This is a genomic window from Streptomyces sp. NPDC001450 (assembly GCF_053597295.1).
In genome coordinates, this window is record NZ_JBSFHY010000002.1 from 312829 (window position 1) to 335984 (window position 23156).

23 protein-coding genes and 3 pseudogenes are annotated in these 23156 nt (G+C 69.6%); 13 read left to right on the plus strand and 13 right to left on the minus strand.

Annotated features, from left to right (window positions below):
- Positions 1-414: 414 nt before the first annotated feature.
- A pseudogene (locus ACWC5O_RS03360) lies at positions 415-923 on the minus strand (hypothetical protein); the annotation flags it as partial.
- Between the two features lie 109 nt (positions 924-1032).
- Here ACWC5O_RS03360 and ACWC5O_RS03365 point away from each other — a divergent pair.
- Entirely contained in the window at positions 1033-1287 is a 255-nt protein-coding gene (locus ACWC5O_RS03365) for a DUF4331 family protein (protein ID WP_450582216.1), read from the plus strand.
- Between the two features lie 299 nt (positions 1288-1586).
- Here the strand turns inward: ACWC5O_RS03365 and ACWC5O_RS03370 are convergent, their stop codons facing one another.
- The gene (locus ACWC5O_RS03370) at positions 1587-2510 is read right to left on the minus strand and encodes a DUF2867 domain-containing protein (RefSeq protein ID WP_450581662.1); all 924 of its coding nucleotides are present in this window, start codon (positions 2508-2510) and stop codon (positions 1587-1589) included.
- Between the two features lie 47 nt (positions 2511-2557).
- Here ACWC5O_RS03370 and ACWC5O_RS03375 point away from each other — a divergent pair, with 47 nt between their 5' ends.
- Positions 2558-3172, plus strand: coding sequence for a TetR/AcrR family transcriptional regulator (locus tag ACWC5O_RS03375; protein WP_450581660.1), 615 nt, complete (start codon positions 2558-2560; stop codon positions 3170-3172).
- A 219-nt stretch (positions 3173-3391) separates the two neighbouring features.
- Here the strand turns inward: ACWC5O_RS03375 and ACWC5O_RS03380 are convergent, their stop codons facing one another.
- Positions 3392-3967, minus strand: coding sequence for a helix-turn-helix domain-containing protein (locus tag ACWC5O_RS03380; protein WP_450581658.1), 576 nt, complete (start codon positions 3965-3967; stop codon positions 3392-3394).
- Between the two features lie 63 nt (positions 3968-4030).
- Between ACWC5O_RS03380 and ACWC5O_RS03385 the strand changes: the two genes are divergently transcribed.
- The 3 genes from ACWC5O_RS03385 (at position 4031) to ACWC5O_RS03395 (ending at position 7243) form a co-directional block, all read left to right on the plus strand.
- On the plus strand, positions 4031-4939 hold the full coding sequence (locus ACWC5O_RS03385; RefSeq protein WP_450581657.1) for an ornithine cyclodeaminase family protein: 909 nt from the start codon (positions 4031-4033) through the stop codon (positions 4937-4939).
- Positions 4939-6066 carry an aminotransferase gene (locus ACWC5O_RS03390; protein ID WP_450581655.1) on the plus strand — a complete coding sequence of 376 codons (1128 nt, stop codon included), beginning with the start codon at positions 4939-4941 and terminating at the stop codon, positions 6064-6066. Before ACWC5O_RS03385 ends, ACWC5O_RS03390 begins: the two co-directional genes overlap by 1 nt.
- A gap of 376 nt (positions 6067-6442) precedes the next feature.
- On the plus strand, positions 6443-7243 hold the full coding sequence (locus tag ACWC5O_RS03395; RefSeq protein ID WP_450581653.1) for a thioesterase family protein: 801 nt from the start codon (positions 6443-6445) through the stop codon (positions 7241-7243).
- A 270-nt stretch (positions 7244-7513) separates the two neighbouring features.
- Here the strand turns inward: ACWC5O_RS03395 and ACWC5O_RS03400 are convergent, their stop codons facing one another.
- Entirely contained in the window at positions 7514-7672 is a 159-nt protein-coding gene (locus ACWC5O_RS03400; RefSeq protein WP_450581651.1) for a hypothetical protein, read from the minus strand.
- Positions 7673-7849: 177 nt separating this feature from the next.
- Here ACWC5O_RS03400 and ACWC5O_RS03405 point away from each other — a divergent pair.
- Positions 7850-7951: pseudogene (locus tag ACWC5O_RS03405) on the plus strand (hypothetical protein); the annotation flags it as partial.
- A 20-nt stretch (positions 7952-7971) separates the two neighbouring features.
- Here ACWC5O_RS03405 and ACWC5O_RS03410 read toward each other — a convergent pair.
- The 4 genes and pseudogenes from ACWC5O_RS03410 to ACWC5O_RS03425 all read right to left on the minus strand — a co-directional run bounded on the left by ACWC5O_RS03410 (position 7972) and on the right by ACWC5O_RS03425 (position 11302).
- Positions 7972-9351 (minus strand): sensor histidine kinase, encoded by a 1380-nt coding sequence (locus tag ACWC5O_RS03410; RefSeq protein ID WP_450581649.1) that lies wholly within the window; start codon positions 9349-9351, stop codon positions 7972-7974.
- Positions 9348-10010, minus strand: a complete 663-nt coding sequence (locus ACWC5O_RS03415) for a response regulator transcription factor (RefSeq protein ID WP_450581648.1) — start codon at positions 10008-10010, stop codon at positions 9348-9350. The genes ACWC5O_RS03410 and ACWC5O_RS03415 overlap by 4 nt, the downstream gene beginning before the upstream one ends.
- Positions 10011-10594: 584 nt before the next feature.
- A pseudogene (locus ACWC5O_RS03420) lies at positions 10595-10921 on the minus strand (VOC family protein).
- A gap of 258 nt (positions 10922-11179) precedes the next feature.
- A complete protein-coding gene (locus ACWC5O_RS03425) occupies positions 11180-11302 on the minus strand; it encodes a hypothetical protein (protein ID WP_450581646.1) in 123 nt (40 codons plus the stop codon).
- Between the two features lie 202 nt (positions 11303-11504).
- Here ACWC5O_RS03425 and ACWC5O_RS03430 point away from each other — a divergent pair, with 202 nt between their 5' ends.
- The gene (locus ACWC5O_RS03430) at positions 11505-12446 is read left to right on the plus strand and encodes a DUF6924 domain-containing protein (protein WP_450581644.1); all 942 of its coding nucleotides are present in this window, start codon (positions 11505-11507) and stop codon (positions 12444-12446) included.
- Between the two features lie 114 nt (positions 12447-12560).
- Here the strand turns inward: ACWC5O_RS03430 and ACWC5O_RS03435 are convergent, their stop codons facing one another.
- Positions 12561-14732 (minus strand): trehalose-6-phosphate synthase, encoded by a 2172-nt coding sequence (locus tag ACWC5O_RS03435; protein ID WP_450581642.1) that lies wholly within the window; start codon positions 14730-14732, stop codon positions 12561-12563.
- 170 nt (positions 14733-14902) lie between these two features.
- Here ACWC5O_RS03435 and ACWC5O_RS03440 point away from each other — a divergent pair, with 170 nt between their 5' ends.
- Entirely contained in the window at positions 14903-15121 is a 219-nt protein-coding gene (locus ACWC5O_RS03440) for a hypothetical protein (protein ID WP_450581640.1), read from the plus strand.
- A gap of 169 nt (positions 15122-15290) precedes the next feature.
- On the opposite strand, the gene ACWC5O_RS03445 is transcribed toward ACWC5O_RS03440, so the two are convergent.
- Positions 15291-15893, minus strand: coding sequence for a hypothetical protein (locus ACWC5O_RS03445; protein ID WP_450581638.1), 603 nt, complete (start codon positions 15891-15893; stop codon positions 15291-15293).
- Positions 15894-16196: 303 nt separating this feature from the next.
- Here ACWC5O_RS03445 and ACWC5O_RS03450 point away from each other — a divergent pair, with 303 nt between their 5' ends.
- Positions 16197-17231, plus strand: coding sequence for a sulfotransferase family protein (locus ACWC5O_RS03450; RefSeq protein WP_450581636.1), 1035 nt, complete (start codon positions 16197-16199; stop codon positions 17229-17231).
- 177 nt (positions 17232-17408) lie between these two features.
- Complete coding sequence (locus ACWC5O_RS03455) at positions 17409-18077, plus strand: HAD family hydrolase (RefSeq protein WP_450581634.1); 669 nt, start codon at positions 17409-17411, stop codon at positions 18075-18077.
- 106 nt (positions 18078-18183) lie between these two features.
- Here the strand turns inward: ACWC5O_RS03455 and ACWC5O_RS03460 are convergent, their stop codons facing one another.
- Both ACWC5O_RS03460 and ACWC5O_RS03465 read right to left on the minus strand, forming a co-directional pair.
- Positions 18184-18912, minus strand: coding sequence for a class I SAM-dependent methyltransferase (locus tag ACWC5O_RS03460; RefSeq protein WP_450581632.1), 729 nt, complete (start codon positions 18910-18912; stop codon positions 18184-18186).
- A gap of 91 nt (positions 18913-19003) precedes the next feature.
- Positions 19004-19732 carry an AraC family transcriptional regulator gene (locus ACWC5O_RS03465; RefSeq protein WP_450581630.1) on the minus strand — a complete coding sequence of 243 codons (729 nt, stop codon included), beginning with the start codon at positions 19730-19732 and terminating at the stop codon, positions 19004-19006.
- Between the two features lie 300 nt (positions 19733-20032).
- On the opposite strand from ACWC5O_RS03465, the gene ACWC5O_RS03470 reads away from it, so the two are divergent.
- The 3 genes from ACWC5O_RS03470 (at position 20033) to ACWC5O_RS03480 (ending at position 21805) form a co-directional block, all read left to right on the plus strand.
- A complete protein-coding gene (locus tag ACWC5O_RS03470) occupies positions 20033-20743 on the plus strand; it encodes an alpha/beta fold hydrolase (RefSeq protein WP_450581628.1) in 711 nt (236 codons plus the stop codon).
- A gap of 331 nt (positions 20744-21074) precedes the next feature.
- The gene (locus tag ACWC5O_RS03475; protein WP_450581626.1) at positions 21075-21389 is read left to right on the plus strand and encodes a thioredoxin family protein; all 315 of its coding nucleotides are present in this window, start codon (positions 21075-21077) and stop codon (positions 21387-21389) included.
- Positions 21390-21643: 254 nt separating this feature from the next.
- Entirely contained in the window at positions 21644-21805 is a 162-nt protein-coding gene (locus ACWC5O_RS03480; protein ID WP_450780906.1) for a hypothetical protein, read from the plus strand.
- A 192-nt stretch (positions 21806-21997) separates the two neighbouring features.
- On the opposite strand, the gene ACWC5O_RS03485 is transcribed toward ACWC5O_RS03480, so the two are convergent.
- The gene (locus ACWC5O_RS03485; RefSeq protein WP_450780908.1) at positions 21998-22882 is read right to left on the minus strand and encodes a histidine phosphatase family protein; all 885 of its coding nucleotides are present in this window, start codon (positions 22880-22882) and stop codon (positions 21998-22000) included.
- Positions 22883-23156: the final 274 nt, after the last annotated feature.

Consider the following 23156-nt stretch of genomic DNA (forward strand, 5'->3'; position numbering starts at 1 on the left):
GACACGGCCTGGGACCACCCTGATGGCCCCGTGGGCGAACGCGAGCATCTGCGCGCATCGCCGGCAGCCGTGCTGCGGCAGTTCAACGAGTCGAGCGACCTCCATTCGACGCCCTCGGGCACGCCTTCGAAGAGGCCGAGGACGTCGCCTCCTTCCTCACCAGCGCGCACGTAGCCTCCTCGTACTCAGCGACTACGACACCCCCCCTCGCCGTGGCCGCACGGGCGACGGCGCCCACCTGCGGGACACCGACCGTGCCGCGACGCCAGCACTCCACGGGGCGACGCGCGCCCTGCGGGACGGCCGTCCGGCGACTTCCTATCTCCGGGCGTCGCACTTGCACTTAGGTCGCTGACCGAGCCGGAACCCCGAGACGCCGCAGCACCGGACAGCGCCACGCCCCGGCTCGCACTGATCGACGTTCCAGTCGAACGGCAGGCTCTCATCGCAGAAGACGCAGGTGAAGTCGTCCTCACGCACGATGTTGACCTGCTGACATGCCACGCAGCGACGGAACACTACCCCGTGGGTGAACCCGCCGGGGTGAGCAAACCCGGCTCGGTCCAGGGCATCCGCGACGGCCGACCACGAGCCGACGTCCGGGCAGTATCCGGTCGATTGGTTGCTGACCTCGTCGACCATCCAGCGCCCGGATTCCTCGCGGAAGCTCATCTCACCAGCGCTCAGCACTGTTCCTCCGCCCGCGCAGACCACATGCTCACTGCGGCGCGGCGCCAACCTGAGTACGCCCTCGCATCGACCACGAAGGTGAATGGCTCAGCCAACTCCGCCGCGCTGCGGGCCGACACCCACAGGGCGAAGTCCGCTGCCGCGCGGATGCTCGCGCCCTCTCCGCCCGGCCGGACAAGACCCTTCAGATCGCTGGGTCCGACATAGCGATATCCCCGTACCGGCACTCCCATGCCGGCCAACTTAGACCGGCACCGCGACCGGGACAGGGGAATTGCGTCTCGCTGACGGGCTTCACGATCCGGACGCCGACGGAGCGTTGGGGACGCCGGCCGCCCGGACCTGACAGATGGGTTCGTCTTCCCCGCCGCAGAGAGCGGGCGCACCGTCCTGATCACGAACGTGAACCCGTTCGCGCCGGCCCAGGGTGATGCGTTCCACCCGGACGCCGTGTACCGGATCAACGTCGACACCGACGGAGTCGACATCGCGGACCTGGCCTGCAGCTTCGTCTTCTCGGCGCCCTCGGACGGCCGCCAGAGGGTCACCGTCCACCAGGCGGTCGACGCCGAGGCCCGGAACCACACCCGACGGTGAGGCCGTCATCCCCGATGCCGAGGTCGCCTTCGGTGCGAGGCCCAACACCGTGGGGAGCGGTGGCTACCGCTTCTCCGCCGGCCTGCGCGGCGATCCCTGCTTCGCCGACCTGGACGGCATCGTCGACAACTTCCAGTGGACCTGGAGCCGTGCAGTGCCGTACTCGGCCGCACCGGCGGCTGCAGCGCGGAGGAGGCCGGGAAGAAGCTGCGCACCGTCCTGCCGGACGTGCTCCGATACGACCGCACCGACCCGGTCGCCCGACCACCTCCGTGGGGGAGAAGGATGTCGATCCGGGCTCAACTCCCTTGCGGCACGGGAGAAGCGTCCCTGAGCGCGCGTTCGGCGGCGTTGGGAGCCGTCAGGGCGAGTCGGCGGTGGATGCGGCGGAGCATCATGCGGGCCATGAAGGGATGGACGCGTTTGACCACGGCCCAGTACAGCCTGCCACGCCAGTTGTGGATCCTCACGACCGTACTGAGCGTGACCTGATGGTCGTCGACGTGGATCGAGGCGCGGAAGTCGAGGTGGCCGGCGTCCTCGCCCAGTAGCACTTCGCCGCCCTCGCGGCCCACCACCGGGAACGAGGCTCCGCGCAGGACGCCCCGCCAGGACTCGGGGTCCCGCGGCATGCCCGGACGCATCCTGACGCGCCAAGCGTCGCTGTAGTCGGTCTGCTCGAAGGCGGCACGAACCAGGCGGGCGTCGGCCGGGAGCGGGCCGGCGGTTGCCCTGTCCCACATCAGTCGGTGGAGCAGCCGGACCCACGGAGACCAGCGGACGCGGTTGGGCACCGACCCGGTGGCGGCCCGCTCGATGTTGTCGAAGAGTTCCTCGATCACCGTGTCGTGCATCCAGCGCACCGCCAGGGCCCAACCCAGCAGCATCGGGCCACGGCGTTGCAGCTCCAGGGTGTGCCGCACGCGGCAGCGGTCCTGCCCCATCGGCTCGATGACGAACTCATGGTGGCCGCTCATGGGCGGGTTGAAGTCGAAGCGGGCGCGGCGGCCGGGCTCGTACGCGCAGACGCGGTAGCGGACGAAGCCGTGGCCGCCGTCCGCGCCGACACCCAGGGGGCGGTCGAAGCGCATCGGGGGCCAGGCCGGCGCGGGCCAGACCGGGTCGTTGGGCGAGGAAAGCCGGCCGAGGAGGGTCCCGACGGTCTGGGCGAGTGCCTCGATGGTGCGCTCATGGACATTGCGGATCGTGCGGAACCTGCGCATAACGCGCCTCCATACGCTGCCGTATGTTGTCGACCATACGGTAGCGTATGGACATGGTGCAGCGACATGCGGAGGGGCCCCGCGGGGGCGGGCGGAAGCGACTGACCACGCAGGACTGGGCGGACGCGGCTCTTTCGGCCATGGGCGAAGGCGGTCTTGCGGCGGTCGCCATCGAGCCGCTCGCCGCTCGCCTCGGCACCACCAAGGGCAGTTTCTACTGGCACTTCGCCAACCGTGAGGCGCTGATCGAGGCCGCGCTCGACCGCTGGGAACAGAAGTCCACCGAGAGCGTCATCGCCGGGCTGCGGTCCGAGCCGGATCCGGCCGTGCGGCTGCGCAGGCTCTTCGTGGAGGCGTCCGAACTCGCCGCCGAAGACCCGCTGGAGGTCTCACTGCCGGCCTCGGCCGGACACCCGCGAGTCGCCGCCGTACTGCGCCGGGTGACGGAGCGTCGGGTCGGCTACCTGGCGGAGCTCTTCGCCGAATTGGGCTTCCCTCCGGACGAGGCACACCGCCGCGCGCTGCTGGCGTACACCGGCTACCTCGGCCACACCCAGCTGACGCACGCGGTACCGGAGACGCTTCCGGCCGGTGAGGAGGGCAGGCGCTACGTGGACTCGGTGCTCGACACGCTGATGGCGACGGCCACCCCGGAGTCCTGAAGCGTGTTGCGTCAGGACCGTCAGTAAGCGTCCTGAGCTGGGCTGTTGGCGTGTCTGGCCTTGCGCGGGCGGCGAGGTTGCGTTTGCCGGCGACGGCCTGGACGGCATGACGCAGGCCGGCACCGCGCCGTCGGCAGTCCCGCAGGATCTCGTCGTTCTATTACGGCGGCGGCCGGCATCCGGGGTGCCGCGCGTATGTGGTCTCGTGCTGCCGAGGGATCAGGCGCCGGTGACGACCCGCATGAAGACGACCGGTTCGGTGCCGTCATTGCGGTAGGCGTATTCCTGGTCGCTGGCGATGACGGCACTCTGCCCGGGCGCCAGCACGTGGGGTCCGGTCTCCAGCGTCAGGGTCAGGCGGCCGGCCAGGACGTGGTGGATCTCCTGCGCACCGGGTCGGTCGGGTTCGGTGTCGTAGTGGCCCCCGGGAGCCAGCGTCCAGCGCCACAGTTCGGCCCGCGGGTCCTGTGTCGCCGCGAGGAGCAGCGCCTGGCTGCCGTCGGCGTCCTGCCAGACGAGCGTTCCCTCGACCTGCTCGTCCGCCGCGTCACGCTCGGGCAGGGTCAGGGCGGCGAAGTCGGTGTCCAGGGCGCGTGCGACGCGGTCGACGGTGGCGAGGCTCGGATTGGCCTGACCCAGCTCGATATCGGTGAGCATCCTCCGGCTGAGCCCGCCGGCCTCGGCCAGTTGCTGCACGCTCCAGCCACGCTGCTTGCGCAGCGCCCGGATGCGCCCGCCGATGCGTGCGGCGAACTCCTGCGTGGCGTTGCTGCCGGCGGCGACCTCACTGCTCATGGTGAGCACTATAGTGCACAAAAAACTTGCCTGGATCGTCGAATGGGCAATATATTGCTCATCATGCGAGTGATCACCACTCCCCATGTCTCCGAGCAGGCCGTGCTGGCCGCGCTGCGCGAGGCATTCGGGGATCCTTCCCACAGCGAGGTGACCGGCCCCGGCCAGTTCGTCGTCGACCTGCCCGACGGCGGTGACGTCATCCACTACCCGGCCGTGTTGCCCGGCGCCGGGGTCTACGCGGTCAAGGTCTCCCCGTACCTGCCGCAGGCGGCCGGCCCCGCCGTGGTCACCGCCTGGACGATGCTGGTGAGCCTGTCCTCCGGGCTGCCGGTCGCACTGCTCGACGCCTCGGATCTGACCGTGGAGCGCACCGCGGCCACGACCGTGCTCGCCGCCGACCACCTGCTTCCACCGGGCGCCCGCACCGCGGCCGTCATCGGGTACGGCCGCATCGGCCGCGCGCACGCCCGCTACCTGCGCCAGCTCCGGCCCGGCATGACCGTTCGCGTGTACCCACCGCCGCGGCCCGAGCGCGTGGGCGACGGCGTCGAGGCCGTCTCCAGCGTCCGGGAGGCTCTGGCGGGCGCGGACCTGGTGATGCTGTGCACCTCGGCAGCCGACGACGTGGTGGACCCCCGGACCCTGGACGCGGGCGTCGTCGTCACCTCGATCTCGGCCAACGCTCCCGGAGCGCGCGAGATCCCGCCCGCGGCGGTATCGGAGCTCGAGGTGTACGTGGACGCGCGCACCACCCTCGACGTCGCCACCGAGCTGGTGCAGGCCGCCGCGTCCGGCTGGAACCCGTCCACGGTACGCGGCGACCTGGCCGACCTGGTCGCGGACAGGGCCCAACGCCCCAGCGGACAGCGCCCGGTGTACTTCCGGTCCGTGGGACTGGGCATCGAGGACGCGGCCGTTGCCTGGGCCGCATGCGAGTACGACGACGAGACCACCGAGGGACGGCCCTGATGAAGATCCGCGAGTTCGAGGTCGAGCGCTGGATGAACGACCACGAGGAGACCTGCCGGTACAACCTGGCCGAGACCTGCGTTCGTTCGCTCACCACCGGCGAGCTGCTGGCACTGTCCGGCCGACGCGAAGACGTACTGGCCGAGCTGGACACCACCCCACTCACCTACGGGCCGATCCCGGGCAGCCCGCGCCTGCGCGGCCTGGTCGCCGGCCTGTACACGGCCCAGGGCCCGGACAACGTCCTGATCACCCACGGGGCGATCGGCGCCAACGCCCTTGTGCACGCCACCCTCGTCGAGCCGGGCGACCACGTCGTGGCCGTGGTCCCCACCTACCAGCAGCACCACTCCATCCCGGACAGTTACGGCGCCCGCGTCGACCACCTGCCGCTGCGCGAGGAGAACGGATGGCTGCCCGATCTCGACGAACTCGACCGCCTGGTCACCTCCGACACCAAGCTCATCGCCGTCAACAACCCCAACAACCCCACCGGCGCCCTCATCGACGAGGCCGGCCTGACCCGCATCGCCGAGATCGCCGACCGAGCCGGGGCGTGGGTGCTGTGCGACGAGGTCTACCGGGGCGTGGACCAGGCCGGCGACGGATTCACCAGCTCGATCGCCGACCTGTACGAGCGCGCCATCTCCACCGGCAGCATGTCCAAGCCGTTCTCCCTGGCCGGCCTGCGCCTGGGCTGGATCGTCGGCCCCACCGGACTGCTGGCCGACGTCGCCACACACCGGGACTACACCACTATCAGCGTCGGACGCATCGACGACCTGCTGGCCTGCGTGGCCCTGGAGAACAAGGACGCGATCCTGGCCCGCTCCCACCACATCACCCGAACCAACCTGGCCATCCTGGACGAGTGGATCTCCAGCCGCGACGACATGACCTACGTCCGGCCCGCCTCGGGCACCACCGCACTCCTGCGCTACGACGCCCTGATCGGCTCCTACGACTTCTGCACCCGCCTGCTGGAGCAGACCGGCGTCATGTTCACCCCCGGCGCCGCGTTCGGTATCGAACACACCGTGCGCGTCGGCTTCGCCGACGACACCCAGACCCTGCGCACCGGCCTGCACCTGGTCGGCCAGTTCCTGGATCACCTCGCCCAGGCATAACCACTCCCACTCCGAGGGCATGACCCGTGGGCGGTGGTTGACGAATCCGACCGAGCGCAGTGGGACTGTGCGCCATGGTCTTCGGGAGGCTCAACGACTGGGTCAACACCGTGTACGACTGCATTCCGGCCGTCGAACGGCGGGTGCACTGAGCTTGTCCGTGCTGCTCCGGCCGCATCTCGAACGCCTTTCGCAGGTCCCCGGGGTCCCACCGCAGCCGCAAGATGTTGCGACTTGTGCGACGGCCGGCGCAGCCTGCAGCGGGGAGCAGAACCCGAACACGCGAAAGCGCCCGGTCGATGACGGTCACCGTCGCTTATGAGCAAGCGCTTAGTAGTATGGCGACGGGTAGAACGCGCGATCTGAAGGGACAGCCATGCCGACGTCGCAAGCCGAGGCCTTCTACGAGCGGGAGGCCCACGACCGGTTCCTCCCCACCGCGTACACCCGGGGGCCCTGGGACGTCGATTCCCAGCACGCCGGTCCGCCTGCCGGGCTGCTCGGTCTGGCCGTCGAGCAACGACCGGATGGCCGGCCGGACATGCGGGTCGCCCGGCTCACGTACGAGATCATGCGGCCTGTCCCGATACGCCCGCTGACCGTGGCCACGCGCGTGCTGCGTGCCGGGCGCAGCGTCGAGCTCGTGGAGGTCGGTCTGACACCCGACGGTGGCGAGGAAGTGATGCGGGCGACGGCCTTGCTGATGAAGACGGCACCGGACTCGGTACCGGAGGTGTCGCCGGGGCGGCAGGTGCCCGGGCCCGAGGCCGCGCCCTCGAAGGCGTTCTTCCCCGTCCCGTGGGACCAGGGCTACCACACCGCCATGGAACTGCGCTTCGCCGCCGGTTCGTTCCTCGAGTCCGGCCCGGCGACGGCGTGGATGCGCATGCGGGTCCCCCTGGTCGCGGGTGAGGAGATCACACCGCTCAGCCGGGTGCTGACGGCAGCCGACTCGGGCAACGGAGTCAGCGCCGAGCTGGACTTCCACCGTTACGTCTTCATCAACGCCGACCTCACCGTCAGCCTGCACCGCCACCCCGAGGGTGAGTGGGTCTGCCTGGACGCCCGGACGATGGTGGACGGCGCGGGCATCGGCCTCGCCGAGTCCGCCCTGCACGACGAGAAGGGCCCGCTCGGCCGCAGTACCCAGACCCTGTACGTGGCGGCGCGCGGCTGAGGCGGTGGGCACGGCCCAGACGATGACGACAGGGTGGCGTGCTGTTGGTGGCCGCCGGGCGACGTCGTCCGGCGGCCGCTACGGTCGCCCCCGCCTCGTGCCTCGCCCGCAGACGTCGCCCTGGCAGTCCATGATCGCGTTCACCCGCGGAAACGCTGATCGGGTGTCTGTGGACCTGCTGCGCAACCCTGCGCCAGCGCCCGCACAGGGGCCAGGCCGTTTCTTTCAGATCATCGGATCGGTCCTCGTCTTCGTGCTCAGAGGCGCAACCTAGATCACGTCGCACACCAGACTTTCGGACCAGCGGTCACGGTGGGCGTCCTCAGTTCCTTCCAGCGCCCGCACGCTTCCCCGGCCATCGCCGCAGTTGCCGTCGCGCACCGCGCGCTCGGTCTCGATGCGGTTCGGAGTCCTCTGGATCGCGTACATCCTCACCCGGCCGCTCGGGCGCTTCGATCGGCGACCACCTCTCCCAGCCGACCGGAGACGGCGGCCTGGGCCTGTCCGTGTTCGGGATGCGTTCAGGATCGAGAAGCTCAGTTGGAGAAGACCTAGGTCCTCACCGACCTCGGCGTGGCGAGCACGTCGGGTACGACCAAGCCGGTGATGAAGAATCTGCCTGAAGTCACGCCGGCCTTCTGGATCACGAAGATCGCCGCGACGACCTTGGGTGAGACGGCGGGCGACCTCTTCGCGCGGACTCTCAAGCTGGGTTGCTCGGGAGCCGGTCACCCCGCAGGGAGACTGACCGTGAATCTGGCACCGGGCGTGTGCCCGGGGTCGTGGGAGACCTCACCACCGACGGCGCGGGCCAGGCGTCGCGCGAGCGGCAGCCCGAGGCCCGCGCCGTCGTGCCCGTCGCCGGTGTCGGCGCGTCGGCCCGGCTGGAACAGCTCGTCCACGAACGTCTCAGGCACACCGGGGCCGTCGTCCACGACTTCGATCCGCACGGAACCGGGCAGGTGCCGCGCGGAGACGATCACGCTGGAGCGGGCGTAGCGGACGGCGTTGGCGATCAGAGGGCTGAGGATGCGTTCGAGGAGAGCGGGTGCGACCGCCGCCTCCAGCACCTGGGTGCCTGTTTCCACCGTGGCTTTGAGCCGATCCGGTGGGCCGACCTGCTGGAGCAGGCGGTCCAGGACGGGCCCGACGTCCGCCGTCGCGGGGGCTGTCGCCAGGTTCAGCGCGTTCTCGCGGGCGTCGTCGAGGAGCGTGTCGCAGATCGTGCGCATGGACTGCGCGGCCTCGGCGATCACCTCATGGGTGGCGCGGGTCTGGGCGTCCGTGCGCGGGCGGGTCCGCCACCAGTCGAGTTCCATGATGATGCGGGTGAGCGGCGTGCGCAGTTCGTGGGACAGCTCTCCCGTCAGCTGCTGTTCGTGGCGCAGTACGGTGCGTATGCGATCAAGAAGCGCGTCCAATGAGCCACCCAGACGGGCGAGTTCGGCCGGGTGATCGTCCGTGCTGAAGCGGTCGTCGGAGCCCACGGCGCTCCACTGCGTGGCCTGGTCGGTCATCGTCCGTACCGGTCGCAGCGCCCGGCCGACGGACAGGCGCGTGAGCACGTACGTGAAGCCGAGCATCACAGCGTCCAGGACGAGCGACCCCAGCAGCAGGGTCTCGGCGGAACTTCGATACGGAGCCAGGTCCAGAGCGGTGACGACAGAGGCCACGGCGTTGCGGCCGTGGGTCGGCTGGGAGCACATCCGGACGGGCCGGTGACCGTCGACCGTCGCGCACACGTGTTTCGGCTGTGCGGCCAGCCGGCCGGCGGCCCGGGTCAGCGGGCTCCCGGCGGTGGCAGTCGGCGGCTTTTCCAGCAGACGAGTGCCGGCGTAGATCCACACGTTCGCGTCGAGGAGATGGTCGTTGACGGTTTCCAGGATGCGCACCCGGGGACCGCTGGTGTCCACCGTCGTGGTCACCGCGGCCGCTCTGCTGCGCAGTTCGTCGTCCGCCTGGTGTTGCAGGTGCTCGTCCATCACGGCGTTGAACGCCACGGTCAGGACCGTCATCAACAGGGCGGCCGTGGCCAGCGCGACGAGGGACAGCCGACCTCGCAGGGTATGGGGAACCAGGCGACGAAAGCAGCGGAGGACACGGTTCATGACAGGCGGTGTCCGACCCCGCGCGCCGTGTCGATCGTCAGTCGGCTGCTCGCCTCGCGCAGCTTGCGACGCAACCGGCTCAGGTACTGGTCCAGGGTGTTGTCGCTGACTTGCGCGCCTTCGGGCCAGCCGGCCCGCACCAGGTCGCGGCGGCGCACGAGGCTCCCGTCCGCGGCAACGAGCGTGGCCAGCAGCCGGAACTCCGTCGGGGAGAGGCCGACGCGCGTACCGTGCACGAACGCACTGAGATCCACCGCGTCCAGGACCAGATCACCGGTGGCGGCGCAGGAGCGTGGGGCGGCCCGCCTGACCCCGGCACGCAGCCTGGCGGCGAGTTCGGCGAGATGGAAGGGCTTGGACAGGTAGTCGTCGCCCCCGGCGGAGAAGCCGGACAGGCGGTCGGCGAGCTGGTGCCGGGCGGTCAGGAAGATCACGGGAGCGAGGAACCCGTTGGCACGCATCGCCTGGCACACGTCCCGCCCGTCCGAGTCGGGCAGACCGACATCCAGTACGGCCGCCGCGATGTCGGCGGTCGCCAACCGCAGGGCGGTGGCGCCGTCGGCGGCGAGCACCGGCTCGAACTCCTCTTCCTGCAGGCCTCGCCGTAGCACGTCCCGCAGGGCGTGATCGTCCTCAACAACCAGGATCTTGGGTCGCATGATCCTCCGTCGGCCCTCCGGCCAAGCTCGTACTTGCGATGACGGACTCGGGCAGCCGCGGGGTCGTGGCTCCCGAGCACCGGGCTGCCTGGCGGTGAGCCACGGCGCCCGGGCGACCGACTGCTGCCAGTTGGTGCGCGGCCGGGTGCAACGAAGAGGTCATGCGGGACGAGCCCTTTCCGAGTGGCCCGGCTGGCGTGAGCACACAGATGACAGCGGATGACTACAGAAGAGTAGACGGTCTACGTAACTGTAGACGAACCTCGGTCACGGAAGGTTCCCGACCGGAAGATGCCGCGCGAAGGCCCTCCGCGGTCACACAGTCGGCCGACCTCGAAGCCGCCACCGGCCCCAGTCAGTCAGGGACGCCGATGAGCACGCGGCCACGCACACCGGCGTCGACCCGCTCGTGAGCCTCGGTGATTCTCCAGGCGGTAGCGGTAAGAGACTTCGGTGGTGAGGGCGCCGACGGCGGCCGCAGCAGTGAGGTCGCGGGCGGCCTGCCGCTCGGCCCCGGCGGGAAAGCCGTCGCCGCCCAGCAGGCGCAGGGTGACGTTGTTGAACAGCAGCGGCCAGAAAGGGAGTCAACTCCGTCCGTCTGCACCGTCATCCAGCACCGTGGCGCCCTGGGCCAACACCTGTTCTTGAGCGCGGTCCAGGTCGGCGACACCGAAATCCAGGTGGAACTGTTGTGGCCGACTCGGGTCCGGCCACAACGGCGGCTGGTACTCCGCCACCCGTTGGAAGGCCAGGATGAGGCCGGACCCCGTGTGCAGCGTGAACCAGTCCTCGCTGAGCGCCCATCGCCGATCCGGCTGGTTGACCGTGCCGCCAAGGATTTACTGGTAGAACTCAACGAGCTCACCAGGGTCGGAGCAGTCCAGCACCACGCACTGCAGATCAGCGATCACGGGGGTAGATCCTGGGTGGCTACTGAGGGCTCGACCACTCATCACCGAGTCGCCGCGACAGGCCCTGGATGGACACGTGCCTGTCACCGGGTGAGCCCGTCAGTACTCCTCGACAGGCCGGGGAATTGAGCCGCCCACCGCCGGATGCGAGATCTGCCAAGCGACCTGTGGCGCCTGTTCAGAGGTCAACTCTTCGATCGTCGGGACCCACTTGCCTTGGGGCGCCGCCCATCTGCTGCTCCGCCACGCCGGGCGCTGTCAGCCCAGAACAGGGTTGTCCCGAAGATCCGTGTCCCGCACGGCGTACAGCGGACCGCACGGATCGGACGCGGCCACCGACCAGGCCTGGCCCGACATGGCGGAACGAGAGGAGAGGCTCATGCGTCCGCATCCTGCCGCATGCCACCACTCGTGTCAGCGGAGTGATCAAAGCTTGGAGGCAGGCCCTCCGGGGGCCGTTTGGAACACTCAGCCGGCCAGGCAGAGCACTCGCTTGAGTTGGCACTGTCCGCCAAATGAAGTGCTCCAGCCCGGGACTGGTGGGCTAGTGTCCTGGTCCCCGCCGGTCCTTCGAAGGAGAGCCATGTCCTTTCCCGGGCTTCCCCAGCCCGCGCCTGGTGAAGCGCTGCTGGTCTGCACGTGCTACGAGGACGGCAAGGCCCTGTGGGGCGGATTGCTCAACGAGATCGGGGGCCGCAGAGAAGGCGACGTGGTCGTGCTCGGGGGCAGCGGGGTGCGGCTCCACCTGGTCGAGGACCGCGGATGGGACCACCTGCACGGCGGTAACGTACCGGCGCTTGTCCCGAACGGCTGCCTCGTACCGCCGGTCGTCGTCCTGGCGGACGTCCCTGTGGTGTACGGCGGGGATGGGCCGTTGCTGGTGGACCTGGCAGCGATACCGGGGCGCGGCGTCCGGGCACCGTCGGCCCGGCTCGGCGACATCCTGGCCGCTCTGCTGGGCGGCGCGCTCGCCTTCGACGACCTGGTGCGCGACATGGACAAGTACGGCATGTACCAGGGTGACGGTGGCCGGCCGGCCTTTCCCGCGCCGACGACGCCGCCACGCCGGTCCTTCCCGGCTCTGCCCTCCACCGCCGCGGCTCTGCTGGTCCGAACCTCCTTCGACGACGAGGACGGCTGGCGCGCCCTGCTCGACGAGTTGGGCGGGGCCGACGAGGACGGCTGGGTCGGCGTGGACCTGGACCCGGACGAGATCGACGTGGAGCACTACCCGCTGGGGGCACTGGTCGTCGACGACCGGGCCTTCGAGGGCCTCCTGCCGGGCCAGGTCCCGGCGCTGATCCCGCCCGAGGAGCACACGACGCTTGTCGCGCTCGCCGACGCCAGGACCTTTGCCGAGCGCGGCCGACCGCTGACCGTCGTCGATCTGTACGACACCCCGGGGCAGACCGCCGTGCTGCCATGCCGCATGGTCGGATCGATGGCCTGCAACCTGGAGATCAGCAACATGGACTTCCACGAGTTCGTCGCCGAGGAGGGCAGGGAGTCGTGGTGGGAGGGGTGATCGGCTGATCTCCGCCTGGATCTGTTTCGGTTGGGGATGTGGTGGGAACCGGACGCCGTGCGGGTCAGCAGGACGAGCGGCCTGCTCGAAGACGTCATGCCCCGCACGCAGCAGTCACCTGTTGCCGGGAATCGCTTTCAGGATGGTGCGCGTCCAGCCGGCAGGAGTGGGGGTGGTCAGACAGGCGGCGAGGCGGGCGGTATGGAGGCGACGCTGCGCGGGGCTCATCGTGAGGGCCTGGTGCAGGGTGTCGACCAGGTTCTGCAGTATGCCCGGGTCGGTGAGAAGTGCGGCCCTGCCGAGGTGTTCGGCGGCGCCGGCGCGTCGGGACAGCACGAGGACGCCGTTGCGTCCGGCCGCTGCCAGGCATGCGACATATTCCTGTGCCGTGAGGTTCATTCCGTCGGCCAGGGACGTCACCCAGAACACATCTGCCGCAAGGTAGTTGTCCACGATGTGCGGGAAGGGCAGGGACCTGGGCACGTATTCAACGGGTTGCCAGGCAGGGGACCCCCAGCGGGAGTTGATGCTGCTGATCGCCTCCTCCAGTTCGATCCGGGTCCTCTCGTAGGCCTGGATGCCCGGCTCGGGAGGTGGGCAGATCAGCCGGAAGCGCACGTGACCGTGAAGTGCCGGCGCCTGATCCAGCAGAGCCGCCAAGGCGCGAATCTTGAGCACGGGCGCCTTCGCGTAGTCCAGTCGCTCGACGGAGAGGACCAGTTGCCCACCGCTTCGCGGAGGACACCGTGCTGAGCGTGTCCGGGCGTGGGCTTCCACCGCCTGCCGGTCGATGCCCAACGGATGCACCCCGGTACGTGGCGGGCACGGGGTGTCCTCCAGCAGCCGTTCGAAGTTGTCGGCAAAGGCGGCGGTGTGGAAGCCGGCCCAGTCCAGGTGCGCCAGCGAGGCTCGGAGTTGATCGGCCGTGGGCAGTCGATGGAAGGTGTCCGGGGCGGGGAACGGGGTGTGGTGGAAGATGCCGATGTTCACGTCGGGGCGGCGCGGTTTGAGCAGGCCGGGCACGAGCCACAGGTTGTAGTCGTGCAGCCAGATGGTTGCCCCGTGGGCGGCGTGGGCGTCGATGTGGTCGGTGAAGGCGGCGTTGACTTCCTCGAAGTCAGCCCAGTGACCGGCATCGTGCCGGATCAGCTGGGGTTTGGACACCAGAGCCGGCCACAGTGTCTCCTTGCACGCGCCGTGGAAGTAGCCCGCCCAGGTGTCCGACCTCAAGGGAAGCAGAGCCAGTGGGAGCGGGGTGGGCGGTGCCGGACATACGCAGTGTGTGCAGGGGGCGTTCGTGCTGGGGGCCGGGGCGGTGTCCTGGTCGGTGACGAGGGCGGCCGCCCACACGGCGTCCTGGTCGCAGGAGCGGGGGTCCAGGGCGGAGGTGAGCGTGGGAAGGATGCCGTTGGGGCTGGCCGGGGTCTGCCATCTGCCATCGCTCCATTGCAGGGGCGGGCGGTGGTAGCCGACCACCACCCGCGAGGGTCGGTCGATCCAGCCGAGGTGTTCCATGGCCGACAGGATGGCCGCCGCACCGTTGAGTGCCGGGCGCTGCACGCGTGCGTCGAGTGGCACGCGGGTGGCCAGGCCGGGTTCGGCGTTCCCCATGATCACGCCGTGTGCACCGAGGTCGAACATCGAGAGGTCATTCAGAGAGTCGCCCGCAACGAGCAGGGCGGAGACGGACCAGCCGAGCATGTGGGCGAGTTCCCGCACAGCTGCTCCTTTGCCCGCGTTCGCGGGCAGGACATCGAAGTAGCGTCCTGCGGAGTACGTCCACGAGCAGCCCAGCCCGGCCACCGCCGCCTCGAGGTCTGCGGTCAGGTGCTCAGGCGCCAGGTAGAACGAGCATCGTCCCTCCTGGACGACTCCGTCCTGATGGACCAGTCCGGCAAATTTCCCCAACGCGGACAACACCCGGTCCGCGCCGGGCCATCCGGCGCGCAGCCGAGCCTCCAGAGCGTCGACATGGCTCAGGTCGGCGGCGTCGATGACGCTGGCCCCGACATCGGCAACGATCCACCGTGGCGCCGGCACGAGCGGATCGCTCTGCAGCATCGAGCGGACGGAGTGCAGTGAGCGGCCGGTGGCGAAGACCACGGTGATGCACGGGTGCAGGCCCAGGAGGTGACGCAGCCTTCGGCGTGCGCGGTCGTCGCCCCCCAGGAGAGTTCCGTCGAGATCGGTGACCAGCACACGGCCGGCGCCGGGTGGCGGGTGCGGGGCGGCAGGACGGCCGGTGCGGTGATGTGTGGTGTACCGGGCGTACGGGGTGTGGCCCATCACTCCTCCTGGGTGGTGACGCAGAGTATGTGATCAACAACACATAGTGTTACCTTCTCCCGGGAGCCGCCCGCCCGGACCGCCCCGCCGAAGGCCAGAGGAGATGAGGTTTGCGCCTCCGGCACACCGATGCGCCGAAACTCACCCGGTCGATCAGTCCCGGAGGTGCCATGGACGAAACCGATCCCGCAGTCGCAGAGCTGGTGTCCTCCGCACGCAACGCGCGCGCGGAACTGGTCACCCATCTGCTGCACAGCGACGATCCGCGCACGGCCCGGCTCGGACGAGCGATCCAGGAAATCCAGAGGAACAGCTCGCGCTCCTCGCCTGCGGAACCGTCCGACGGGGGCTGCGTCATCGACCCGATCACCCACGACCCAGCCTGGTGAAGCCCCCCCGACACCGGCTGTCACATGATCCGCACGCTCTCTGCGGCCATGCGGTTTGCCCAGGAGGAGCCGAGTGCGGAGCCGGTCAGGGTACGGACGCCGGACTCGGTGGGGCGGGGGCGGAGGCCGGTCCCGCGCATCGGGTGGAGGGCCCGGTTCCAAGAGGTCCCTAGTAGGCGCCGCCGCGGAAGAGGATGCTGCTGTGGTGGCGCGGGCGGTCGCCGCGTTCGTGAGCCGCGTCGGAGCGGTCGGCGGGCGCCGAGCGCTGGGCGAGGGCCCGGAGAGCGGACAGGCCGGCGAGCACCCGGTCACGGTGGCGAGCGGACTTCATCCAGACAGGCAGCCGGGCGAACATCGCCATCGTGGGGGAGGCGTGACGCTCACGCAGCCGGGCAGCCGTATAGGCGGCGAGAGCGTCGACGTGCTCCTCGTTGTAGGCCCACAGGATCCGTCCCGCGCAGTGGGTCTGAAGCCAGAGCGGCCGCCGGAAGAACGGGTCCTCGGTGCCTCCGACCACAGCGCCGACCAGGCCGGCGCCCCGCTGCTCGGCAGTCCAGTCCGCCACCGCGCCGCAGCCGGCGCAGCTCAGACGGCGGGGCTGGAAGAGCAGTTCACTGAAGTACTTCGGCGGTGTGAGACCGGGCAGGGGTACGACGAGCGCGCGGCCACCGCACCTCGGACAGACCACGAGCACCCGACTGGTGAACCGGACGAGCCACGTGCCGTGGTCGTGGTGGCGGACCTGTTCGGGGCGCGCGGGCTGGGAGCTCATGAAGGTCACCCTGCCAGGCCCGACCCACCCCGGACGACTGGTTAACCGCGGACCGGGCAAGGTGTTCTCGGAGTGGGACCCGCCAGGGTGGCCGCACCCAGGGCAACTGCCACTTGTTCCGGCGCCACTGGCCCATTGCAGGCGAACACGATGCTGCCCACGCTCCCCGTCCGCCACGCGCGCCTGCTCGCCCCGCGCCGCAGCCGCCGGAGCCAGCGGTAACAGCCCGCGCCTCTTCCCATGGGATAGTCGTGCGGTAACTGGGGCTTGGTCCTGAGCGTCGCGAAGCCACGGAGGCTGACCATGCATTCCTTGACCTTCGTCATTGGTACGGGGCGCAGCGGCTCGACTGCGCTGTCACGCATCCTCAACAGCCACCCGGACGTACTGAGCCTCAACGAGTTCATGGCCTCTGTGGGCGACGCCGCCTTCCCCGAAGGGAGGGTGACCGGTGAAGAGTTCTGGCAGTCGCTCTTCCGGCCCGCCCCGCACTTCGACCGGATGATCCGTAGCGGGCTGCCGCTGCCGGAATTCCTCTACACACGCCGCCCCGGGCGGTACGCGGCACACACCACCGGCATTCCTGCGATCGCCCTGATGGTGCTGCCTCACCTCACCGACGATCCGGACGGGCTCCTCGACGAGCTCAACGCAGCGGTGGCCCAGTGGCCCGGGGGCACCGCAGCCGAGCACCACCGAGCCCTGTTCGGCCTGCTTTGCGCGCGGTTCGGACGGACCGCCGTTGTGGAGCGCTCCGGATACTCGACAGGCTGGGCACCCGGGCTGCGGGCCACGTTCCCGGACGCGAGGTTCGTGCACATGTTCAGAGACGGACCGGACTGCGCCCTGTCCATGAGCCGTCATCCCGGATTCCGCACGATCTCCCTGCTCCGCGAGATCAAGACACGAGCAGGCGTCGGCAGCCTCGCCGACCTGAAAGACGAACACATGCGCGCGCTGCCCGCGGACCTGTCACCGCTGCTCGACGAGCGCTTCGATCCCGCCCTGGTACGCGACCGGGACATCCCCCTGCGGACGTTCTGCACCCTGTGGTCCGAACTCGTCACCGAAGGAACGGAGTTCCTCAGCCACCTTCCCACCGACCAGGGCACCACACTTGCCTACGAGGACCTCCTCGACGATCCCGCCGAAGAGCTGACCCGCCTGGCCGAGTTCGTCGGCGTCGTGCCCCTCCCAGAGTGGCTGCTCACCGCATCCGCACTACTCGACCACAGCCGACGCGGATCCGCCCGCAAGCTGCCGGACGCTGAACTCGACGAACTGAGGGAGAGCTGCGCCCCGGGCACTCGCGTATTGGAGGGGCGACCGCGCCGGTGAGAGCGGTGGCACGCAGCCCGGTGGAGGGGCCCTGCCCGGCGTGCAGCCGGGCGAGGACGATCCTGCGGACCGGAGCCCGCACCTCGCACCCCACCGCTTCTGCCCATACCGTAGCCCACCACCCTGGACACGCTCAGTCCCGCTCGTTGCCGGTTCGGCGCCTGGCATGATCAACGGGTGATCAGTGAACCTGCGCCGCCCGGCCGCATGAAGTACGTCTTGTTCGATGTCGACGGCACGTTGATCGACGCGCTGAGCAACCAGCGCCGGGTCTGGGCAGCCTGGGCGGAGCGCTACGGGCTGGATGCGGACGAGGTCTACCAGGTGGCTCTGCGGACGCGGCCGTTGGAGACGTTCGCCCAGGTCGCTGCGGACCGAGATCCGCACGAGTGCCTTGCCGCGCTGCACGATCTGGAGGACGAGGACGTCCGGTCCGGCGTCTATACGGCATTCGACGGCGCGTCGGAGCTGCTGCACGGCCTGCCACCGGGGTCCTGGGCACTGGTGACCTCGAACTACGAGCACCGGGTGCGCGGCCGATTCCTGCGGACGGGCTTGCCGGTGCCGGGTGTGATCGTGGACGCGGCCGCCGTCGAGGAGGGCAAGCCCTCTCCCGAGCCGTATCTGCAGGCCGCTGCGCAGCTCGGTGCCGAGCCCGGAGACTGCCTGGTCATCGAGGATGCCCCGTCCGGAGCGCGGTCCGGACTGCGTGCCGGGATGACGGTGTGGGGCGTGAACGCCGCCATCGCCTTGGAGGGCGTGCATCGCCACTTCGTCAGTCTGCGCGAGGCAGTTCCGCACATTCTGGCCTTCTCGTCCGGCCCTCACGGGAATGTCGCAGCCTGATCCCGTCCGCGGGCTGCGGACGCCGTTGTGGCGTCCGGTCACTGCAGACGAGGCACCAGGACCTCGGACTCGGTGTCCTCGCCGGCGATGCGACGCGGCAGCAGGTTCACCGCTCGGCGGCCCGTTCGGCCATGGGGGAGTGGACGCTGGTGAGCGGTACAGGAAGTTCCCCCCCAGAGGCGCATGCCGAGGGGGGCTTACGGGCGAGGATCTGGATCCCGGTTACCTCGTGACCGTTCATCGTGGGCACCGTGATGGTCCGGGTGTCGATGGGCTGGAACCCGGCGAGCAGGGAGGAGAACCACTCGCGGGGGTGATGGCGACAGACCGCACCGTCGCCGGTTTCGAACACGCCGTAGCGGCCGTAGTGATCGGCATGGCGGCTGTAGCGGTTGCGGTTGCGTTCGTCGTCTTGCAGCAGAAGGTCGCTGACGTAGAGGATCCCGCCGGGCTTGAGGACACGGTTCAATTCGGCGATCAGTTGTTGTTGGGCCTCATCACCGGGGACACAGGTCAGCACGGCAAAGAGCAGAACGACGTCGAAGTCTGCGTCTGGGCAGGGCGAGGTCGGTGGTTCATCCAGGGCGGCAAAGCGCAGAGTGGGGTGCAGGCGGCGTGCCCGACTGATCATTTCCGGTGAGGCGTCGACACCCGTGAGGTTGCCGAAACCTGCCTGTTCGAGCTCCTTCATGATGCGGCCGTATCCGCATCCGTAGTCGAGGACCGCGGCGTCTTTGCCGATCCCGCCGAGCCAGGGCAGATGCAGTGGGTGAGTGAACGTCTTCGTGGCCGCCGCGGCATCCCAGTAGGGAACCTGGCTGTCGAGGTCGGACATGGCAGATGCCTCCCTGGGCGCTCGGGTCTGAAGCAGATCATGCTGCCACGGCGGCGGGGCGCCTCCTCGACGCGCCTGTCGGCCAACTCGCCTATGTAGGAATTGACTTCCGCCTTCGATGCGGTGGCCGGCCTCCGCCTGAGTGGCAGGCGTGTCCGTCTGCCGCCGCACCGATCACACTGGTTCGGTAGCGGCCCGGGGTCGTTCCGATGATGTTGGTGAACGCTGCGATGAAGCTGCTGGGGTTGGCCCATCCGCAGGCATGGGCGGTTTGGATGGTGTCGTGGCCGTCGGCGAGGAGCACGAGCGCGTGGTAGATGCGTAGCTGCGTGCGCCACTCATAGAAGGTCATGCCGAGTTCGTTGCGGAACAGTCGGCTGAGGGTGCGGGTGCTGGCTCCGATCGTCCTTCCGAGTTCGGCCAGCGTGGCGTTGTCTGCCGGCGTCTCGTACAGCATCCGGGCAATGGCTTGCAGTCGGTCGTCCCGTGGCTCCGGCAGGTGCAGTGGCTGTTCGTGTGCTTCGCGGAGTTCATCGACGAGGACGCGAAGGAGGCGAGCGCGCGCGGAGCGGCTGTAGTCAGGCGCGGTGTCGTCGTAGTTGCGGGGGCCGGTCAGGGCGAGCAGGACCTCGCGGGCGAGGTCGGAGGCCAGGAACACGGCGGGATGGTCTGGTATGAGCCGGGCGAGGTGTGGCGCGAGAAAGACGATCCGCATATCGGTGTCGCCGTGGGCGCGGTGGTAGTGCGTGAACTCGGCGGGGGTCCAGGCGACCCGGTTGGAGGGAACGATCGACGTGCCGCGCTGGGTGTGAACTGCCAAGACGCCGCTGGCTGCGTATACCAGGTGTCCCCGTGCGTGCGACTGCACTGCGCTTGTTCCGCCGGATGGCCAAAGGTGGCGCCCGCCAGACGGCCACATATGTGACGTCACACCGGCGATCCGGCGAGATTGGCCGCGAACAGGCATCAGTTGGCATCCTATCGGTAACAAGCCACACCTTGATCTGGTGACACTACCTCCATGCGGAGCGGCCTTCAGCCGCGCAGAGCGCCCGACCGAACCACATGTCATCGAGGCAGCGTGCCTCGATGCCGCGGCTTGAGACAGAAGGAGAAACGCATGGCGACGTTCGTCCTCGTGCCTGGCGGTTGGCACGGCTCCTGGTCGTTTGAGGCGGTGGTTCCGCTGCTGGAGCGTGCCGGTCATGCCGTTCACGCCCTGACCTTGACCGGCCTGCGGCCAGACGACGACAACGCGACGGTCGCGACCGCCAACCTCGACACGCACGCCGACGACGTATTGCGGCTCCTCGATCGCGCCCACATCACCAGCGCGACGCTGGTCGGCCACAGCTACGGCGGGATGGTGATCGCCGCCGCGGCCGATCGCGCTGACGGCCGGATCTCACGACTGGTGCATCTCGACGCCTACGTACCGCGCGATGGCGAGTCGTGCTGGTCGTCAACGACCGAGCGCTACCGGGAAGCGTTCGCTGCCGGCGCTGCGACCACCGGCTATGCCGTCCGACCGCCGGACGGTGGCGATCCCCGCCGCCGCCCCCATCCCCTCGCCTCGTTCCTGCAAACGATCCGGCTCGCAGGCACGCTCGCCCAGGTCCCCCGTCGGGAGTTCATCTACTGCTCGGGATGGGAAGACCGGACGCCGTTCGCTGAACTCCGCACCCGACTCCAAGCCGATCCCGAGTGGCAGGTCCACGACCTCCCAACCGGCCACGACGCTATGCATGAGGCCCCGGAGGCGGTCACTGCACTACTGCTCGGCGAATGCGTCGCGGATGCGTCGACGCGCAGACGACAGGCTTGCCATTGAGGGCCACACAAGCCCAGTTCATCCGGCCCCCAATCATTCATGCCGTCGTCCGAGGCCACGGCGCCCCCCGGGGGGGCCACCTACTCCGCGCGCGTGGCTGAGATCGGGAGGCCGAGTAGGGGTGGAGAGGACCCACCGCCGACGCTGCTGCATCGCGTTTCTCTACGAGCCGACCACGCCAATCAGACGATCTACACCGCAGACTGCCGCCCACGACCAGCGTGAGTACCCCGGCACGCCGTCACACCAGCCCTTTGACCTGCGACTTCAAGTTGGTGGAGGCTCAATGTCCACAGCCGGTCCAAAAGGCGTGACCTGGGAGGACGATGCCATGCGGATCACCGTGCTGACCGTGCCGGACTGCCCCCACGCGCCGGTGGTGGCCGAACGGCTCACCCAGGCGCTCGACGGCCGTGGCGCGGAGGTGCAACGGATCGAGGTCGAAGATCCGGAGCAGGCTGCGCAGCTGGGGATGACCGGATCACCGACCGTGCTGATCGACGGGGTGGACCCCTTCGCCGTGTCGGGAGCTCCCGCGTCCCTGTCCTGCCGCCTCTACCGTGGGCCGGAGGGTCGCGTCGAAGGGGCTCCGAGCATCGCTGACCTGCGTCGCGCACTCGGTGATATGGATGCCGCGGACGACTGAGGCTGTCCGCCGATCGACGCGGACGCCCGGCGGGCCGTGGACGTCTCGCCCCGGCGGCCGGCGGCCGGCGCAGCATGCAGCAAGCCGTGCTCCGGGTACTGCGCGAACAGCGGATGCGCTCCCTCGATCGAGGGCCTGGACGCCGTGCCCGTCGCTGCTGGGCGTACCGCCGCCGAGGTCGTGGCCGAGCTGGCGGCCGAGGACTTCCTTGTCGTCGATGATCAGGCCGTATCACCGATGTCGCCTGCGAGGCTCTGAACTTCTTCACCAGCCGCTGCACCGCCCGGAGTTGGGCCCAGGCGCACCCCGACTACACCGGCAAGGCCATCGACCAGGCGCGCGCCGAAGTCCTGGGACGGTTCATCTTCGGCCGCCTGCTCGCCACTCCCCAGCCTGCCGTCGGGCGAGCACGATGACTGGCATGCGTATCCGCATCGAAGCCGATGCCCCTCGCCCCGCCTCCCCCGTCCACCCGGGGCGAACGGACGGCACTCTGCCTCTGATGTGAGAGCCGCCCCCGCCGCCCCCGCCGGTCGCAGGCCTCTCACAGGGCGGCTCTCACTGTGCGCCCCGGCCCTTGACCATGGGAGGCGAGGGAAATCAGCTGGTCAGGGCCTACTCGCAGCTGCGAAGATCGTTTCCCGGAAGGGGTCCGATCGCTTCCAGGTGCCCAGGTGGGCCGTCGCGGACGTACCAGCCCCGCTGGATCGTGAGCGGAACCATCGCTGGCCCTCTTGGGGGGCGATGTAGGCGAGCCGGATGTCCCAGCAGCCACCTTGCCGGGTGAGAGAGACCGTGGACAGGGGTGGCACAGCGAGATGCCAGAAGGCCCTTGCCGGTGCGGCGAGAGCATGAACGAGCGCGGCCCGGACTACGGCTGCCTCGGTGATGGCCACTACGCGGCCCGTGTCGGGCGCCACGCTGTTCAGCCAGTCCGCTGTTCGGCGGCAGAGCTGACGTACGGACTCACCTCCGTGTGGCGCGGCATCCGGGTCCGTGAGCCAGGAGGTGAACCCGTCGGGTTCGGTCGCGGCGACGTCGCCCACGGTGCGACCGGACCACCTACCGAGGTCGAGATCGCGCAGTGCAGGTTCGGGCACTGCCACCAGGCCGAAGGCGTCAGCGATCTGCGAGCAACGAACCGAGGGCGCCCGGACGGCCAGCCCGTGGGCAGGGAGAGCCGGGCCCGCGGCGCCTGCCATACGCAGGCTGCGCTCACTCAGGGGAGCGTCGCCGAGGAACGGATCCCGGGTGGCGTCACCGCCGGGCACACACAGAAACGTCAGGTGGATCGTCATAGGACCGACCTCCTTCTGACCCGGCATGGCTCCGGATGGTGCGGGACCACGCGACGGATGCTTGATCAGTTGCGCTGGAAACCCGGCCGACAGGGCGAACAGGGCAGTGGAGCGACCCCGAGCCACCTCCATCGCCCAGCCCCGAGGGCCACCCTCATGTGCTCCAGAGTCAGCGAAAGCCTCCCGCCGCACCATCTGCCAGGTGTCCGGAAGTACCCCGCCGACCGGCTGGCGCGGCCCAGCCACACGGCCGAACTCGGCATCGTCCACCCGTGGGCGGTGGCCGGTTCCGCCATGGCGGAGTCGGCCGTGGGGCGGGACCCAGCCGGTGCCTGGCGGCCGCCCATCAGGGCGATAGCCGCGGGGATCCGCCGCCGTACGGCTGCGACCGCCGCCGTCAGTCCACCCGCCAGGGACCAGCGCACGGTGTCCGCACGGTGCAACAGCCCACCGACCAGGACGGCGACGA